Source organism: Streptomyces sp. SS7, from assembly GCF_037993025.1.
In the GTDB taxonomy this organism is placed as follows: Bacteria; Actinomycetota; Actinomycetes; order Streptomycetales; family Streptomycetaceae; genus Streptomyces.
Genome location: NZ_CP141223.1, coordinates 4,478,749 through 4,494,667, shown reverse-complemented (window position 1 = coordinate 4,494,667; position 15,919 = coordinate 4,478,749). Strand labels below are relative to the sequence as shown.

Genomic DNA, 15,919 nt, shown 5'->3' with positions numbered 1-15,919 from the left:
CAGATCATGCCGGACCGTCGCCGTCCTCGCCCGCCCCGCCCGGCACTTCGGCCGCCATCCGGTGCGCGGGGTCCGTCCCCGAGTCCGTCCCCGAGTCCGTCCCCGGGTCCGTATCCGGGTCCGTCCCGGCGGCTCTCCCGCGGGCGATCTCCGCGGCGATACGGCGGTGCTCGGCGGCCTTGCGGTCATGGACCGCGGCCATCCGCAGGTGGTACGCCGGGTCGTCCTGCTCGTAGACGTCCGGGATGCCGTCGCTGTCCTCGTCGCGCTCCTCGGCCTCCTGGATCCGGCGGTAGCGGGCGTTGCGCAGCTTCAGCAGGACCGTCGCGCAGGTCGCCGCGATCAGCGAGCCCGTCAGGACGGCGGCCTTGACCTCGTCGGTGAGGGCCGCCTCGCCCGCGAAGGCCAGTTCGCCGATGAGCAGCGAGACGGTGAAGCCGATGCCGGCGAGCGAGGCGACGGCCAGGACGTCCGCCCAGGCCAGGTCCTCGCTGAGGGAGGCCCGGGTGAAGCGGGCGGTCAGCCAGGTGCCGCCGAAGATGCCGACCGTCTTGCCGATGACGAGCCCGAGGACGACCCCCAGGGGCTCCGGCCGGGTGAACATCTCGCCGAGCGCCCCGCCGGAGATCGTCACCCCCGCGCTGAACAGCGCGAACAGCGGCACGGCGAGCCCTGCGGAGAGCGGCCGCACCAGGTGCTCGATGTGCTCGCCGGGGGAGTGCTCCTCGCCCTCGCGGATGGTGCAGCGCAGCATCAGGCCCATGGCGACGCCGGCGATGGTCGCGTGGACGCCGCTGTTGTACATCAGCGCCCAGATCACCAGCGCGAGCGGCACGTACACGTACCAGCCGCGTACGCCCCTGCGCAGCAGCACCCAGAAGACCGCGAGGCCGGCGACGGCGCCGCCCAGGGCGGCGAATTCGATCGTGTCGGTGAAGAAGACCGCGATGATCAGGATCGCGAACAGGTCGTCGACGACGGCGAGGGTGAGCAGGAAGGCGCGCAGCGCGCTCGGCAGCGATGTCCCGATGACGGCGAGCACGGCGAGCGCGAAGGCGATGTCGGTGGCGGTGGGTACCGCCCAGCCGCCCGTGTCCCCGCCTCCGGTGAGGTTGGTGAGGGTGTAGACGAGCGCCGGTACGGCCATTCCGCACAGCGCGGCCGCGACGGGCAGGGCGGCGGCCCTGGGGTCCTTCAGCTCCCCGGCGACCACCTCGCGCTTGAGTTCGATGCCGGCGACGAAGAAGAAGATCGCGAGGAGGCCGTCGGCCGCCCAGTGTTCCACCGACAGGTGCAGTCCGAGGGCCTCGGGGCCGAGGTGGTAGTGGCTGACGGCCTCGTAGCTGTCGTGCAGCGCGGGGACGTTCGCCCAGAGCAGTGCGGTCACCGCGGCGAGAAGCAGCAGGACACCGCCCACGGTCTCGGTCCGCAGCGCGTCCGTGACGTAGGTCCGCTCGGGGAGGGAGAGCCGTCCGAAGATTCTGCGGGCGGTGCTGCGGGGCGCGGACACGGTGGGGACCTCCGGTCGGTGGGCATGGCGGAACGCATGCCGACCAGACTTCCCGGCGCACCTTTTTGATTACTTTACCTAAGGTGCGTCCAGCGCGCGCGGTACGGGCCGTGCGCGCTGCACGCGGTGCGCGGTGTGCCACGCGGTGCGTGGTGCGACGCGGCGCGCTCGGGGCCTGTGGGCGAGTGAGCAGGTGATCCCCACGATAGGTGCGAAACGGGCACCCGGCGCGGTTTCCCGCGTCGCCGGATGCCCGTCCCGTGTGGGGCCGTGCTCAGTCCTCGCTCGGTGCTGCCGGCAGCTTCGCCTGGATGAGGTCCATGACCGTGGAGTCGGTCAGGGTGGTCACATCGCCGAGTTCCCGCTTCTCGGCGATGTCCCGCAGCAGTCGGCGCATGATCTTGCCGGAGCGGGTCTTGGGCAGCTCGGTCACCGGGTGGATCTGCTTGGGCTTGGCGATCGGTCCGAGGGTCGCGCCGACGTGGTTGCGCAGTTCGGCGACCAGGTCCTCGGACTCGGCGGCGGTGCCGCGCAGGATGACGAACGCGACGATCGCCTGTCCGGTCGTCTCGTCGGCCGCGCCGACCACGGCCGCCTCGGCGACCGACGGGTGCGACACGAGCGCCGACTCGACCTCGGTGGTGGAGATGTTGTGCCCGGAGACGAGCATGACGTCGTCCACCCGGCCCAGCAGCCAGATGTCCCCGTCGTCGTCCTTCTTCGCGCCGTCGCCCGCGAAGTACTTGCCCTCGAAGCGCGACCAGTACGTGTCGAGGAAGCGCTGGTCGTCGCCCCAGATGGTGCGGAGCATCGACGGCCAGGGCTCGGTCAGGACCAGATAGCCACCGCCGCCGTTGGGCACCTCGTTCGCCTCGTCGTCGACGACGGTCGCGGAGATGCCGGGCAGCGGGCGCTGGGCGGAGCCCGGCTTCGTCTCGGTGACACCCGGCAGCGGCGAGATCATCATCGCGCCGGTCTCGGTCTGCCACCAGGTGTCCACGACGGGGGTCAGGTCGGCACCGATGTGCTTGCGGTACCAGATCCAGGCCTCGGGGTTGATGGGCTCCCCGACCGAACCGAGGACGCGGAGCGAGGACAGGTCGAACTTCGCGGGGATGTCGTCGCCCCACTTCATGAACGTACGGATCGCCGTCGGGGCCGTGTACAGGATCGTCACCCCGTACTTCTGCACGATCTCCCAGAAGCGCCCCTGGTGCGGGGTGTCCGGGGTGCCCTCGTACATGACCTGCGTCGCCCCGTTCGCCAGCGGTCCGTAGACGATGTACGAGTGGCCGGTGACCCAGCCGACGTCGGCGGTGCACCAGTACACGTCGGTGTCCGGCTTGAGGTCGAAGACCGCGTGGTGCGTGTATGCCGCCTGCGTGAGGTAGCCGCCGGAGGTGTGCAGGATGCCCTTCGGCTTGCCCGTGGTGCCGGACGTGTAGAGGATGAACAGCGGCTGCTCGGCGCCGAAGGCCTCCGGGGAGTGCTCGGCGGACTGGCGGTCGACGATCTCGTCCCACCACACGTCCCGGCTGTTGTCCCAGGCGACCTCCTGGCCCGTACGCCGGACCACGAGCACATGCTCGACGTTGCCCGCCTTGCGGACCGCGTCGTCGACGGCCGGCTTGAGCGCGGAGGGCTTGCCGCGCCGGTACCCGCCGTCCGCCGTGACCACGACCTTGGCGTCCGCGTCCTGGATCCGGGTCGCCAGCGCGTCCGCGCTGAAGCCGCCGAAGACCACGGAGTGCGCGGCGCCGATCCGGGCGCAGGCCAGCATCGCGACCGCCGTCTCCGGGATCATCGGCATGTACACCGCGACCCGGTCGCCCTTGCGGACGCCCAGCTCCAGCAGCGCGTTGGCCGCCTTCGACACCTCGGCCTTGAGTTCGGCGTAGGTGAGCGCGCGGCTGTCGCCGGGCTCACCCTCGAAGTGGATCGCGACCCGGTCGCCGTGCCCGGCCTCCACATGGCGGTCGACGCAGTTGTACGCGACGTTGAGCTCGCCGTCCTCGAACCACTTCGCGAACGGTGGGTTCGACCAGTCCAGCGTCTGTGTCGGCTCCTTGGCCCAGGTCAGCCGACGGGCCTGCTCGGCCCAGAAGCCGAGCCTGTCAGCCTTGGCCTGTTCGTACGCCTCCGCCGTGACATTGGCGTTCGCGGCCAGGTCGGCGGGCGGCGCGAACCTGCGCTCTTCCTTGAGCAGGTTGGCCAGGCTTTCGTTGCTCACGACATCTCCCTCTCGAAGGGTGTCCGTTGTGTCCCAGGCCACAGCTCATCAGAACCGGGGGCCGTGTGACAAGGGCCGACGGATAATTGGTTTAGACCTGTTCTGGTGCGGGCCGGGTCATCCGTACCCACGGACGGGGGCCGGAAGGAGTTCAGCCGGTGGCGCCTTTCACACGCGATGGCCCACATGATCGAACAGCTCGTTGCCTCCGTTCCCAGTGAGCAGATACGTCTGTGCCTCGCCCACGTGGAAGTACAGCCCGTGCAACTCCAGCTCCCCGGCCCGCAGGGCACCCGCCACCGACGTGTGGGCCCGCAGATGGTCCAGCTGCTGGACCACGTTCGTCAGACAGAGCTGCTCGACCGCGTCCGCCGGTGACCGCCCGGCCAGCCGGGCCGAGGGCCGGCCGTCGTCCGCCATCCGCTCCAGACTCGGCAGCCCGTGCCGCAGCCACCGCTTCAACGGCGTCTGCTCCCCGCCGGGTTCGGAGCCGAGCAGCGCCTGCATGGCCCCGCACCCCGAGTGCCCGCACACCGTGATGGACCGGACCTTCAGCACGTCCACCGCGTACTCGATGGCGGCCCCCACCGAGTCGTCCCCGCACTCCTCGTCCGGTGGCGGCACCAGGTTGCCGACGTTGCGCACCACGAACAGGTCGCCCGGACCACTGGAGGTGATCATCGAGGTGACCAGCCGCGAGTCGGCGCAGGTGAGGAACAGCTGCGTCGGCTGCTGCCCCTCCCGGGCCAGCCGCGCCAACTCCCCGCGCACCAGCGGAGCGGTGTTCCGCTGGAAGGCGCTGATGCCGCGGACCAGGGGGTGACTTCCGTCGGCCCCGGCATCCGCGGGACCGCCCGTGCCGCTCGGCGGGTGCGCCTGGTGGGTCTTGTACATCCGGTCGCGCGTCTCGTCGGTCCTGCGCGTCTCGTCGCTCTGGTCTGTCCCGTGGCTCTCCTGTGTCTCGTGCGTCGGGTGCGGTCTGTCGGGGGCGGTCGGAGTACCGGCCAGACTCGGCCGGTTCGGGGCTCCGGAAGCGGAACCCGTGGCGTGCGCGGAGCGCGGTAGCTCGCACTGGTGGTTGCGCCAAGGGGTCCACGGCCGGCAGCGGCAGTCGGCACCGGCGGCGGCGTGGTCGACGGCCGTGGTCGCCGTACCGAGTCTGCGGCCGGTCAGCTCGACGGTCCCGCCCTGGGCGGTGTGGGTCTTCTGCCAGTCCTGGAGGGCCTCGTACGCGGCGTGGTCCATGAACGAGCCGTCCAGCTCGACCACCACGCGGGTGCCGTGGGGTACGAGGTGCAGGGCCCGGCTGAGCCGTGGTACCGCCAGGAACGTCAACTGGCCGCGCACATGGACGTGATGGACTCCTTCCTGCTCGTGGTGGGTGATGCGGGTGTGGGCGAGGCGGTTGAGGGCGACGGCGACGGCGACCGCGATCCCCAGCGTCACGCCCTGGAGGACGCCGAGGAACACCACGCCGAGGGTGGTGACGGCGTACACCAGCACCTCCCGGTGGCGGGTCACCGTACGAATGTGGTGCAGGGACACCATCTGGATGCCGACGGCCATCACCAGGGCGGCGAGCGAGGCCAGGGGGATGAGTTCCAGGACCGGGACCATCAACAGTGCGGCGATCACTACGAGAACGCCGTGCAGCATCGTGGAGTTCCGGCTCACGGCACCCGAGTGGACATTTGCCGAACTGCGCACGGCCACCCCCGCGACGGGCAGTCCGCCGAGGGCGCCGGAGACGATGTTGGCGGCTCCCTGGCCGAGCAGTTCACGGTCGAGGTCGGAGCGGCCGACCCGTGGGGCGCGCCCCGCGGGCGAGGAGATGAGGTCGGCGCGGGAGGAGATGAGCTTGTCGACGGCGACCGCGCCGAGCAGCGACTGCACGCTGCACACCAGGGTGATGGTGAGGACGGCCGCCGCGACGCCGAGCGCCGGGCCCTCGGGCAGTCCGGCCAGGGCATGGCTGCGCCAGGAGGGGAGGTCGACCTTGGGCAGGACGAGGCCGCCGAGGGACGCCGCGACGGTGGCGCCGGCGACGGCGACGAGGGCGGCGGGCACCTTGCGCAGCATCCGGCCCGCCCGGCCGGGGATACGTGGCCAGAGCAGCAGCAGGGTCAGGGTCAGGGTGCTCACGGCGACCGCGGCGGGCTGGAGCCCGGCCAACTGGGCGGGCAGGGCGCGTAGGTTGGCCAGGACGGAGCTCTGCGGGGTGCCGCCCAGGACGATGTGCAGCTGGGCCACGGCGATGGTGACACCGATGCCGGCGAGCATGCCGTGCACGATGGCGGGGCTGACGGCGAGCGCGGTGCGTGCCACGCGCAGACAGCCGAGGCCCAGTTGGGTGCAGCCGGCGAGCACGGTGACGGCACAGGTCGTCCGCCATCCGTACCGCTGGATGAGGTCGGCCGTGACCACGGTGAGCCCGGCGGCGGGGCCGCTGACCTGGAGCGGGGACCCGCCGACGCAGCCGGCCACGATCCCGCCGACGGCGGCGGCGACGAGGCCGGCCTGCAGGGGTGCTCCGGTGGCCAGGGCGATGCCCAGGGACAGGGGGAGGGCGATCAGGAAGACCGCGATCGAGGCGGACACGTCGGCGCCCGCGATGCGGAAGCGGCGGTGCGGGCCCGACGGGGGGCTGTGCGGCGGGTGGGCGCGTCGGGCGCGCGTCGAGTCGGACGTACGAGTGGGGACGCAGGCTGACATGTTCCCGTCTCCTCCGGGGCAGCGCGGTCGCGGAACAGGTGGTCCCCCGCTCTCTGGCGGGGGCGGTCGCGGCCGTGGGTCACGGCGTACAGCGGCGGGATGAGAGAGCAACGCTCGGTAAAGCGATCGTAATGCAGAGTAAAGGTCAGGCATGGATTTATGTGGCAAATAGGGCAATGAATCACTCAGTTGGATGAAGTGAGCATTTCATCGGCTTGTCGTATTAATTCCTTTTCGGCCCCGTGCGACCTTGACCGCGCTGCCGGCTCGCCCCGGCACGCACCGACAGCACGCCCTCGTCGGCGTGGGCCGAGAGAAGGAAGAAGGTGGGCGGAGCATGACCGCCACCCAGAGAATCGCCGCGGCCGTCGTGGTCGCCGCGACGGCCGCCGCATCACTCGCCGGTTGTGCGACGGCGACCGACGCCGCCAAGACGACGACGCAGACCCCCCGCAAAGGCGCCCCGGCACCCAAACACGTGCTCCGGCTGATCGGCGACGGCTCCACCGCGTACACCGGACCGCAGCCGCACCTGCCCCGTCCGCAACGCCTGAAGCCCGGTCAGAAGCCCCCGCAGTTCGTGGTGTTCTCCTGGGACGGGGCCGGAGAGGACAGCCAGAAGCTGTTCTCGCACTTCCGTGAAGTGTCCAAGGCCAACCACGCGACCATGACGTACTTCCTCAGCGGCGTCTACATGCTGCCGGAGGAGAAGGCCGACCTCTACCGACCCCCGCAGCACTCCCCGGGCCGTTCCGACATCGGCTTCAACGACGAGCAGGGCATCGCCGACACCGTGAAGCAGCTACGGCTGGCGTGGCTGGAGGGCAACGAGATCGGCACCCACTTCAACGGCCACTTCTGCGGCAGGAACGGCGGGGTCGGCGCGTGGTCCCCGGCGGAGTGGCGGGACGAGATCGCCCAGGCCAAGCAGTTCGTGAAGACCTGGAAGACCAACACCGGCATGACGAAGGCCGCGCCGCTGCCCTTCGACTACGACAAGGAGCTGATCGGCGCCCGCACCCCCTGCCTGGAGGGCCAGAAGAACTTCATGCGGGCGGCGAGCCGACTGGGCTTCCGCTATGACACCAGCGGCGTCAACCAGCAGGTCTGGCCCCGCAAACGGATGGGGCTGTGGGACCTGTCGATGCAGCTCGTGCCCTTCCCGGGACACACCTACGAGCAGCTCACCATGGACTACAACTTCATGGTCAACCAGTCCGGCACCAAGACCCAGGGCGACCCCGCCAAGCGCGCCTTCTGGGGCGAGCAGATGCGCGACGGCCTGCTCCGGGGCTTCCACCGCGCCTACAACGGCAACCGCGCTCCGCTGATCATCGGCAACCACTTCGAGTCCTGGAACGGCGGAACGTACATGCGCGCCGTCCAGGAGGTCGTGGAGACCGTCTGCAACCAGGCCGACGTGCGCTGTGTGTCCTTCCGGCAGCTGGCCGACTGGCTGGACGCCCAGGACCCGCAGACTCTGAGCAAGCTGCGCTCCCTCGATGTCGGCGAGGTCCCGGAGCAGGGCTGGACGTCCTTCCTGTCCGACGGGCCGGCCCCGGCCCCCAAGGGCATCCCGGGCGGCCCGACGGCCCGGCGGTAGCCGCCGCCCGGGTGTTCTAGACGGCGGCGGCCACGCCCTCGCCGAGTACGAAGTCGGGGTCGACCTGGGCCGCCAGGTCGGCCCCGGTGCGTTCGTTGCCCCAGGACTGGGCGTTCTTCAGGTGGAAGTGCACCATCTGGCGGGTGTAGCGGGCCCGGTCGCGCCGCTCGTGGGCGGCGTCGACGGTCGTCCGCAGCAGGCGCAGGGCTTCGCGGTCGGCCGCGTCCAGGAGGTCGAACCGGGGCGGCCGGCCCTTCTCCATGGCGCGCACCCAGTTCGAGTGCCCCACCGTGACGAGCAGGTCGTCACCGACTTCGGCGCGGAGGAAGTCGAGGTCGTCCTGCCCTTGCACCTTGTTGCCGACGACCTTCAGCTCGACGCCGAAGTCGCGGGCGTGCTCCTTGTACTGACGGTAGACGGAGACCCCCTTCCGGGTCGGCTCGGCGACGAGGAACGTGACGTCGAAGCGGGTGAACAGGCCGGAGGCGAAGGAGTCCGAGCCCGCCGTCATGTCGACCACGACGTACTCGTCGCGGCCGTCCACCAGGTGGTTCAGGCACAGCTCCACCGCTCCCGTCTTGGAGTGGTAGCAGGCGACCCCCAGGTCGGCGTCCGTGAAGGGGCCGGTGACCATCAAACGGACGGCGCCCCCGTCGAGTTCCACCGGCCGGGCGCAGGCGTCGTACACCGGATTGTCCTCGCGCACCCGCAGCAGCCGGGAGCCCCGGCCGGGTGGGGTCGTCTTGATCATCGACTCGGCCGAGGCGATGCGCGGGTTGGAGCCGCGCAGGTACTCCTTGATCAGCGGCAGGTGATCACCCAGTGCGGGCAGGGCGGCGGCCTCGCTCTCGTCGAGGCCGAGAGCGGGCCCCAGGTGCTGGTTGATGTCGGCGTCCACGGCGAGCACGGGGGCGCCCAGGGTGGCGAGGTGGCGGATGAACAGGGACGACAGCGTGGTCTTGCCGCTGCCGCCCTTCCCGACGAAAGCAATTTTCATGTTCACCAAGAGTAGTGCGACGATCGCTGTGCGTGGCAGCGGTGCGTGAAGAAGACCACTCCTTCGAGGGGTCCGGCCCAGGGGTGCGTAATGTCGTACTCATGAGTACGACAGGCGCGTCCGCCGATCCGCTCGCGGCCCTGGGCTCGTTGCCCGGCGTGGCCGAGTCCGTGGAGTCCGTGCGCAAGGCCGTGGACCGGGTCTACGGACACCGGGTCATGCGGCGCCGCAGCAACGCGGTCACCTCCGAGGCCGCCCTGCGCGGCGCCCGTGGTTCGGCGGCGCTGTCCGGCGCGGACTGGGCCCTGGAGGAGGTGCGGCGGCGCAGTGACTTCGGCGTCGACGGCGAGGCGCGGGTGATGGGTGCCGCCCTGCGGCTGACGGCCGAGGCCGGCCAGCTGCTGTCCATCTGGCGGCAGTCGCCGCTGCGGGTGCTCGCGCGGCTGCATCTGGTGGCCGCGGCGGGTGGCGGCGACGACATCGGGCGGCCGCGCCAGGCGGGGGAGCCGGTCGACGAACCGCTCGTCGAGGTGCCGCTGCCCGGAGCCGCTGAAGTGGCCGGCCGACTGGACGGGCTCTCCGGGCTGATCATCGCGGGGAGCTCGGCACCCGCCCTGGTGACGGCCGCCGTGGTGCACGGCGAGCTGCTCGCCCTGCGCCCCTTCACCTCGCACAACGGCCTGGTCGCGCGCGCCGCCGAGCGCATCGTGCTGATCGGCAGCGGTCTCGACCCCAAGTCGGTCTGCCCTGCCGAGGTGGGCCACGCGGAACTGGGCCGTGCCGCCTATCTGGCGGCACTGGACGGCTATGTGTCCGGCACTCCCGAGGGCATGGCGGCCTGGATCACGCACTGCGGCAGGGCGGTCGAGCTGGGCGCCCGCGAGTCGACGGCGGTGTGCGAGGCGTTGCAGCGCGGAGCGGCGTAAGGGCCGGTGCAGAGGCGGAAAGTCCCGGTAACGGGTTGCGGCGGTACGAGAATTCGTACCGCCGCTGGCATGTTCACCGGGTTACCAAGCGTCCTCGATATGGTGCCCATCAGGCCGGGTTCTTTGCCCGTGACCTGGTGCGGCTGGCCCGTAATCGACGGGTCGACGTCGCGTGGGTGCTCGATGTTCATGCACCGGTCCGTGGGGCCAAATGCGTTATTAAGGTGATCCTTTCGGATGTCCTTGGTCTCGCGGGCCGTGAGTCCTTTCTACTCCAGGACCAGGACAAGCGGAACCCCCGCCGCCAGTTCTTTACTTTTGCCGCCAAAGGGGTGTGAAACGGTCTCCGCAGCTCAGACGGTCGCCGCCCGGCGCCGACTCGCGTACCAGACGAGGCCCGCCGTCGCCGCCGCCGCGCCTATGGCAGCCGCCGCGACCAGGGCCGGGCGCGGCGGTACGGAGAACGACGGAATCCGCTGCTTGAGCCGTACAGGCCGGTGGAAGTCGAGAATCGGCCACCCGCGCGCGACGGCCTCACGCCGCAGGGCCCGGTCCGGGTTCACGGCGTGCGGACGGCCCACCGACTGGAGCATCGGCAGATCGGTCGCCGAGTCGCTGTACGCGAAACAGCGCTCCAGGTCGTACCCCTCCGAAACGGCCAGCTCCTTGATCGCCTCCGCCTTCGTCGGGCCGTAGGCGTAGTACTCCACCTCGCCGGTGTAGCAGCCGTCCTCGCCGACCACCATCCGGGTCGCCACCACGCGGTCCGCGCCCAGCAACTCCCCGATCGGCTCGACCACCTCCGCGCCCGACGTCGACACGATCACGACATCGCGACCGGCCGCGTGGTGCTCCTCGATGAGCGAGGCCGCCTCGTCGTAGATGAGCGGGTCGATCAGATCGTGCAGGGTCTCGGCGACGATCTCCTTCACCTGCTGCACGTTCCAGCCGCGCACCATCCCGGACAGGTACTTCCGGGTCCGCTCCATCTGATCGTGGTCCATACCGCCCACGCGGAAGACGAACTGGGCATATGCGGTCCGCAAGGCGGCCCTGCGGTTGATCAGACCGCCTTGGTAGAAGGACTTGCTGAAGGTGAGCGTGCTCGACTTCGCAATGACCGTCTTGTCCAGGTCAAAGAAGGCCGCTGTGCGGGGCAAGGAGTGGTTTTCCACAACCAAGAGCATAGGGGCAGCCCATTCGGCGTAAGGTGGGCGCGTGGGTTTGCCTGAGAGGGCTCTCGGGTACACCATGGAAGTCACGGATCGTTCGCGACCGTGCTAACCCGGTCCGGCTCCTCCCCCCCCGAGTCGGCCGTGGAGACGACCCCCGCTCTCCCCCCCGGCGGGGGTCGTCGCATGTCCGGGTGCATTTTCCCCTACTTCGCGCGGTGCGGCCGCGTCTGCGAGGCGGCTCCGGCCGCCCCTTCGGCATGTCCGTGATCCGTCACGTTGGGTAGCGGTCGGACTGCTCTGCGGGAGTCGCACTGGGGACGGGCGGCCATCACCGGTATGGGTGACGGCGATATTCACAACCGGCTGCCCGTCCACAGATTTTCACCAAGATCCACAAGATTTCCCGGCGGGCCGCACCGTGATTCCGACGCGTCCGCTCGGGCCGGAGTTCATGGCCGGTTCCGTTTGCCGGGTGCGCGCGGCCGGTTTTTCGTCGGCCGTTCTCGCGGAGGCCACTTGTCCGGTTCTTCGCACGCTCGGGAATCGCGGGGCCGCAGGGGCTGCGCGACCCACGACAAAGGGGGACGAAAACATGGCCGGAGCCGTCACGCACGACCCGCCACCCGCCGCTTCCCGCCGGCAGGGCAAACCGCTCATCGTCACCGAGGACGCCGACCTCCTCGACGACCTGCTGCGCCTGTGCGCCGCGGCCGGCGCGACGCCCGAGGTGCACCCCTCGGTGCCCGAGCGCCGCGGCAGCTGGGAGACCGCGCCGCTCGTCCTCGTCGGCGACGACGCCGCCCGCCGGGTGCGCGGGGCCACCCGCAGGCGCGGAGTGGTCCTCGTCGGACGCGACCAGGACGACTCCGGCGTCTGGCAGCGCGCCGTCGAGATCGGCGCGGATCACGTCCTGATGCTGCCCGACGGCGAACAGTGGCTGGTCGACCGCATCGCCGACGTCGCCGAGGGCGTCGGCCGGCCCGCGCTCACCGTCGGCGTCATCGGCGGCCGCGGAGGCGCAGGCGCGTCCACGCTCGCGTGCGCCCTGGCCGTCACCTCCGCGCGTGAAGGCCTGCGCACTCTCCTGGTGGACGCCGATCCGCTCGGAGGCGGACTCGACGTACTGCTCGGCGGGGAGACGACCGAAGGCCTGCGCTGGCCCGCCTTCGCCGCCTCACGCGGGCGGGTCGGCGGCGGTGCCCTCGAGGAGTCCCTGCCCGAACTGCACGCACTGCGCGTGCTCAGCTGGGACCGTGGCGACTGCGTGGCCGTCCCGCCGCAGGCCGTCCGCGCGGTCCTCGCCGCCGCGCGCCGCCGGGGCGGCACGGTCGTCGTGGACCTGCCCCGCCGCCTCGACGACGGGGCCGCCGAGGCGCTCGCCCAGATCGACGTCGGACTGCTCGTGGTCCCCGCCGAACTGCGCGCCGTCGCGGCCGCAGGCCGGGTGGCCGCCGCGGCCGGGATGGTCCTGCGCGACCTCAGGGTGGCGGTACGGGGCCCGTACGCACCCGGCCTCGACGACCGCGAGGTGGCCGCACTGCTCCGGCTGCCGCTGGTCGGCGAGGTGCCGGTGGAGCAGACACTGCTCCGCCCCGACGGCGGCAAGGCACCCCCGGGCGCCGCCGCGCGCGGGCCCCTCGCCCGCTTCTGCAAGCAGTTCTGGGAGAGGGCGCTGATCGAGGCGGGTGGCGCATGAGTACGGCACGCGTCAGTACGCCACGAGTGAGTACGGCACGCGCGAGTGCGCCCCAGGTGAGCGCAGCACCGGCACTGGGGGCCGCGCTGCTGGACGGCGTACGGCAGTGGCTCGCCGCGAGCGGGGCCGAGCCGACGCCCGCACGCGTGGCGCAGGCCCTGCGCGAACAGGGCCGGGTGCTCGGGGACGCCGAGGTGCTCGGGGCGGCCGAGCAACTGCGCTCCGAGCTGATCGGCAGCGGGCCCCTGGAGCCACTGCTCGCCGACCCCTCGGTGACCGACGTCCTGGTGTCCGCCCCGGACCGGGTCTGGGTCGACCGGGGCGGCGGCCTGGAGCTGACCACCGTCTCCTTCCCGGACGCCGCGGCCGTACGACGCCTCGCGCAGCGACTGGCCGCCGTGGCCGGTCGGCGCCTGGACGACGCCCGGCCCTGGGCCGACGCCCGGCTGCCCGACGGGACCCGGCTGCACGCCGTGCTGCCGCCGGTGGCCGTCGGCTGCGCCTGTCTGTCGCTGCGCGTGGTACGGCCGCGGGCGTTCACGCTCGATGAACTCGTGGCCGCGGGCACGGTACCGCCGGGCGGCGACCGGGTGCTGCGGGCCCTGCTCGCAGCGCGGCTGTCCTTCCTGGTCAGCGGGGGCACCGGCAGCGGCAAGACGACCCTGCTGAGCGCACTGCTCGGCCTCGTCGGGCCCGGGGAGCGGATCGTGCTCGCCGAGGACTCCGCGGAGCTGCGGCCGGACCATCCGCACGTGGTCCGCCTGGAGACCAGACCCGCCAACCAGGAGGGTGCGGGGCTCGTCACGCTCGAGGACCTGGTGCGGCAGGCCCTGCGGATGCGCCCGGACCGGCTCGTCGTCGGCGAGGTGCGCGGACCGGAGGTGGTCCATCTGCTGGCCGCGCTCAACACGGGCCACGAAGGGGGCTGCGGCACCGTCCACGCCAACGCCGCGGCGGACGTCCCCGCTCGGTTGGAGGCGCTCGGTACGGCGGCCGGACTCGACCGGGCCGCACTGCACAGCCAGGTGGCGGCCGCGCTCTCCGTGGTCCTGCACCTCGTCCGTGACCCGGCCGGGCGGCGCCGGATCGCGGAGGTGCACGTGCTGGAGCGCGACCCCACGGGGCTGGTGCGGACGGTACCGGCACTGCGCTGGCAGCCGGACGCCTTCGCGTACGAGCGCGGGTGGGGGCGGCTGCGGGAGCTGCTGAGGGGCGGGCAGCCCGGGGCGGGCGACGAAAGGAACGAGGTGGGCGATGTACGGGACGGATGAGGCGTCGACGGCGGCGGCCGTCGCCTGTGCCGGGGCGGCGGCGTGGCTGCTGGGCGGTCCGCACTCCGGTGGCCGGCGGGCGCAATTGCTGCTCGCCGGAGGCGGGGTGGTCGGCGGTGGACCACCGGCCTGGCGTGACCTGACCCTCGGATTGCGCGGATTGCGCGGACTACGTGCGCGATGGCGGCCCGAGTGGTGGGCGTCGGTCGTCGGAGTGGTGCTGGCGCTGCTGGGAGCCTCGCCGCTTCCGGTCGTCGTCGGGGCCGCGGCGGTACCCCTGCTGCGCCGGGCGCGGCGGACCGCGCAGGCGCGCCGCACCGGGGAACGCACGGCGGACTCCGTGATCGGGCTCTGCGCCGCGCTCGCCGGGGAGGTTCGCGCCGGACGGCAGCCAGGGGAGGCGTTGCAGCGGGCCGCGCGGGACTCCGGTGGGCTGGGCGAGGCGCGGGCGGCGGTGCTGGCGGCGGCGCGGTTCGGCGGGGATGTGCCCCGGGCGCTCGCGGTCGCCGCACGGCGGCCGGGGGCCGGCGGACTGCTGGGGCTGGCGGCGTGCTGGCGGGTGGCCGTGGACCAGGGGGCGGGCCTCGCGGCCGGACTCGACCGTCTGGAGGGGGCGTTGCGCGCCGAGCGCGATCAACGGGCCGACCTGCGAGCGCAGTTGTCGGGACCACGCGCCACCGCCGTGATGCTGGCCTGTCTGCCCGCTCTGGGGCTCGTCCTGGGCGCCGCGCTCGGCGCCGACCCGTTGCGGGTGCTGTTCCACAGCGTGGCCGGGCTGGGCTGCCTGCTCGTCGGCGGGCTGCTGGAGGGCGCGGGGGTGTGGTGGGTGCGGTGGCTTGTACGGAACGCGGAGGGGGCGTGACGGGCGTGATCGGGCGTGCGGGCGAGGGAAACGGGCGGTGGGCGCCGGTGACGAGGAGGGAGGCGACATGAGCGTGGAAGTTGTCCACAGGCTGGGGGTGGCCGTGGGGATCGTGACGGCCCTCGGGGCGCCGGTGTGGTGGCTGGAGCGGGTGCGGTGCGCCCGCAGGGCCCGGGGGAGAGCGGCCGGGCTGCTGGGGCGGGAGAGGGCGCGGGACGTCCCGCGCGCGGGGATGCGGGACGCGGCGGAGACCTGGCTGCCGGTGGTGGCGGTGGCGGGCGCCGGATGGGTGCTGATCGGCGGTGTCGTGGGGGCGGTGGCCGGGGTGGCCGGCGCGTTCGGGCTGTGGCGGTGGCGCGGTCGGCAGCGGGCGGCCGCCGCCGTGGGCGAGGCCGACGTGCGGCTCGCCGCCGGACAACTGCCCCTCGCCGCCGATCTGCTGGCCGCCTGCATCGCGGCGGGCGCAGCCCCGGTGATCGCCGCGCAGGCCGTCGGAGAGGCGCTGGGCGGGCCGCTGGGGGAGGGGCTGGCGCGAGGTGCCGCCGAGGTGCGGCTGGGCGGCGAACCGGCCACGGCGTGGCGGGGGTTGGCCGGTGCGCCGGGCGCGGAGGCCCTGGCGCGGCTGTTGGAACACGCCGATGTGACGGGCGTCCCGGCGGCCGGCCCCGTGGCCCGGCTCGCCGGGGACGCCCGGGCCGAGTGGACCCGGGCCGCGACGGCCAGGGCCCGACGCGCCGGCGTCCTGGTGGCCGCGCCGGTGGGGCTGTGCTTCCTGCCCGCCTTCATCGCGGTCGGCGTCGTACCGGTCGTGATCGGGCTCGCGGGCGGGGTGATGGGAGGAGGGGGCGGCTGACGACGAGGTGCTGAACCGGCGCCCTGGGGCGCCGAGCGGGGACACGACGGAGACGACGGATCACACAGCGGACGAACAGTCAGA

General features: G+C 72.3%; 11 protein-coding genes. 6 read left to right on the top strand and 5 right to left on the bottom strand.

Annotation, left to right across the window (positions count from 1 at the left end):
* Positions 1 to 4: 4 nt before the first annotated feature.
* From nhaA to U5640_RS20690, 3 genes are all read right to left on the bottom strand, one after another.
* The gene (gene nhaA, locus U5640_RS20700) at positions 5 to 1,510 is read right to left on the bottom strand and encodes a Na+/H+ antiporter NhaA (RefSeq protein ID WP_340377257.1); all 1,506 of its coding nucleotides are present in this window, start codon (positions 1,508 to 1,510) and stop codon (positions 5 to 7) included.
* 274 nt (positions 1,511 to 1,784) lie between these two features.
* Positions 1,785 to 3,740, bottom strand: coding sequence for an acetate--CoA ligase (acs, locus tag U5640_RS20695; protein ID WP_340377256.1), 1,956 nt, complete (start codon positions 3,738 to 3,740; stop codon positions 1,785 to 1,787).
* A gap of 168 nt (positions 3,741 to 3,908) precedes the next feature.
* Complete coding sequence (locus U5640_RS20690) at positions 3,909 to 6,452, bottom strand: SulP family inorganic anion transporter (protein ID WP_340377255.1); 2,544 nt, start codon at positions 6,450 to 6,452, stop codon at positions 3,909 to 3,911.
* 337 nt (positions 6,453 to 6,789) lie between these two features.
* On the opposite strand from U5640_RS20690, the gene U5640_RS20685 reads away from it, so the two are divergent.
* Positions 6,790 to 8,055 carry a hypothetical protein gene (locus tag U5640_RS20685; protein WP_340377254.1) on the top strand — a complete coding sequence of 422 codons (1,266 nt, stop codon included), beginning with the start codon at positions 6,790 to 6,792 and terminating at the stop codon, positions 8,053 to 8,055.
* Positions 8,056 to 8,071: 16 nt separating this feature from the next.
* Here the strand turns inward: U5640_RS20685 and U5640_RS20680 are convergent, their stop codons facing one another.
* A complete protein-coding gene (locus U5640_RS20680) occupies positions 8,072 to 9,052 on the bottom strand; it encodes an ATP-binding protein (protein WP_340377253.1) in 981 nt (326 codons plus the stop codon).
* A 101-nt stretch (positions 9,053 to 9,153) separates the two neighbouring features.
* Between U5640_RS20680 and U5640_RS20675 the strand changes: the two genes are divergently transcribed.
* On the top strand, positions 9,154 to 9,978 hold the full coding sequence (locus tag U5640_RS20675; protein ID WP_340377252.1) for an oxidoreductase: 825 nt from the start codon (positions 9,154 to 9,156) through the stop codon (positions 9,976 to 9,978).
* Positions 9,979 to 10,331: 353 nt separating this feature from the next.
* On the opposite strand, the gene U5640_RS20670 is transcribed toward U5640_RS20675, so the two are convergent.
* The gene (locus U5640_RS20670; protein WP_340377251.1) at positions 10,332 to 11,165 is read right to left on the bottom strand and encodes an HAD family hydrolase; all 834 of its coding nucleotides are present in this window, start codon (positions 11,163 to 11,165) and stop codon (positions 10,332 to 10,334) included.
* A gap of 580 nt (positions 11,166 to 11,745) precedes the next feature.
* Here U5640_RS20670 and ssd point away from each other — a divergent pair.
* The 4 genes from ssd (at position 11,746) to U5640_RS20650 (ending at position 15,835) form a co-directional block, all read left to right on the top strand.
* Positions 11,746 to 12,849, top strand: a complete 1,104-nt coding sequence (gene ssd / locus U5640_RS20665; protein WP_340377250.1) for a septum site-determining protein Ssd — start codon at positions 11,746 to 11,748, stop codon at positions 12,847 to 12,849.
* Between the two features lie 56 nt (positions 12,850 to 12,905).
* Entirely contained in the window at positions 12,906 to 14,120 is a 1,215-nt protein-coding gene (locus U5640_RS20660) for a TadA family conjugal transfer-associated ATPase (RefSeq protein ID WP_340377249.1), read from the top strand.
* Complete coding sequence (locus U5640_RS20655; protein WP_340377248.1) at positions 14,104 to 14,982, top strand: type II secretion system F family protein; 879 nt, start codon at positions 14,104 to 14,106, stop codon at positions 14,980 to 14,982. Before U5640_RS20660 ends, U5640_RS20655 begins: the two co-directional genes overlap by 17 nt.
* A 67-nt stretch (positions 14,983 to 15,049) precedes the next feature.
* Positions 15,050 to 15,835 (top strand): type II secretion system F family protein, encoded by a 786-nt coding sequence (locus U5640_RS20650; protein WP_340377247.1) that lies wholly within the window; start codon positions 15,050 to 15,052, stop codon positions 15,833 to 15,835.
* Positions 15,836 to 15,919: the final 84 nt, after the last annotated feature.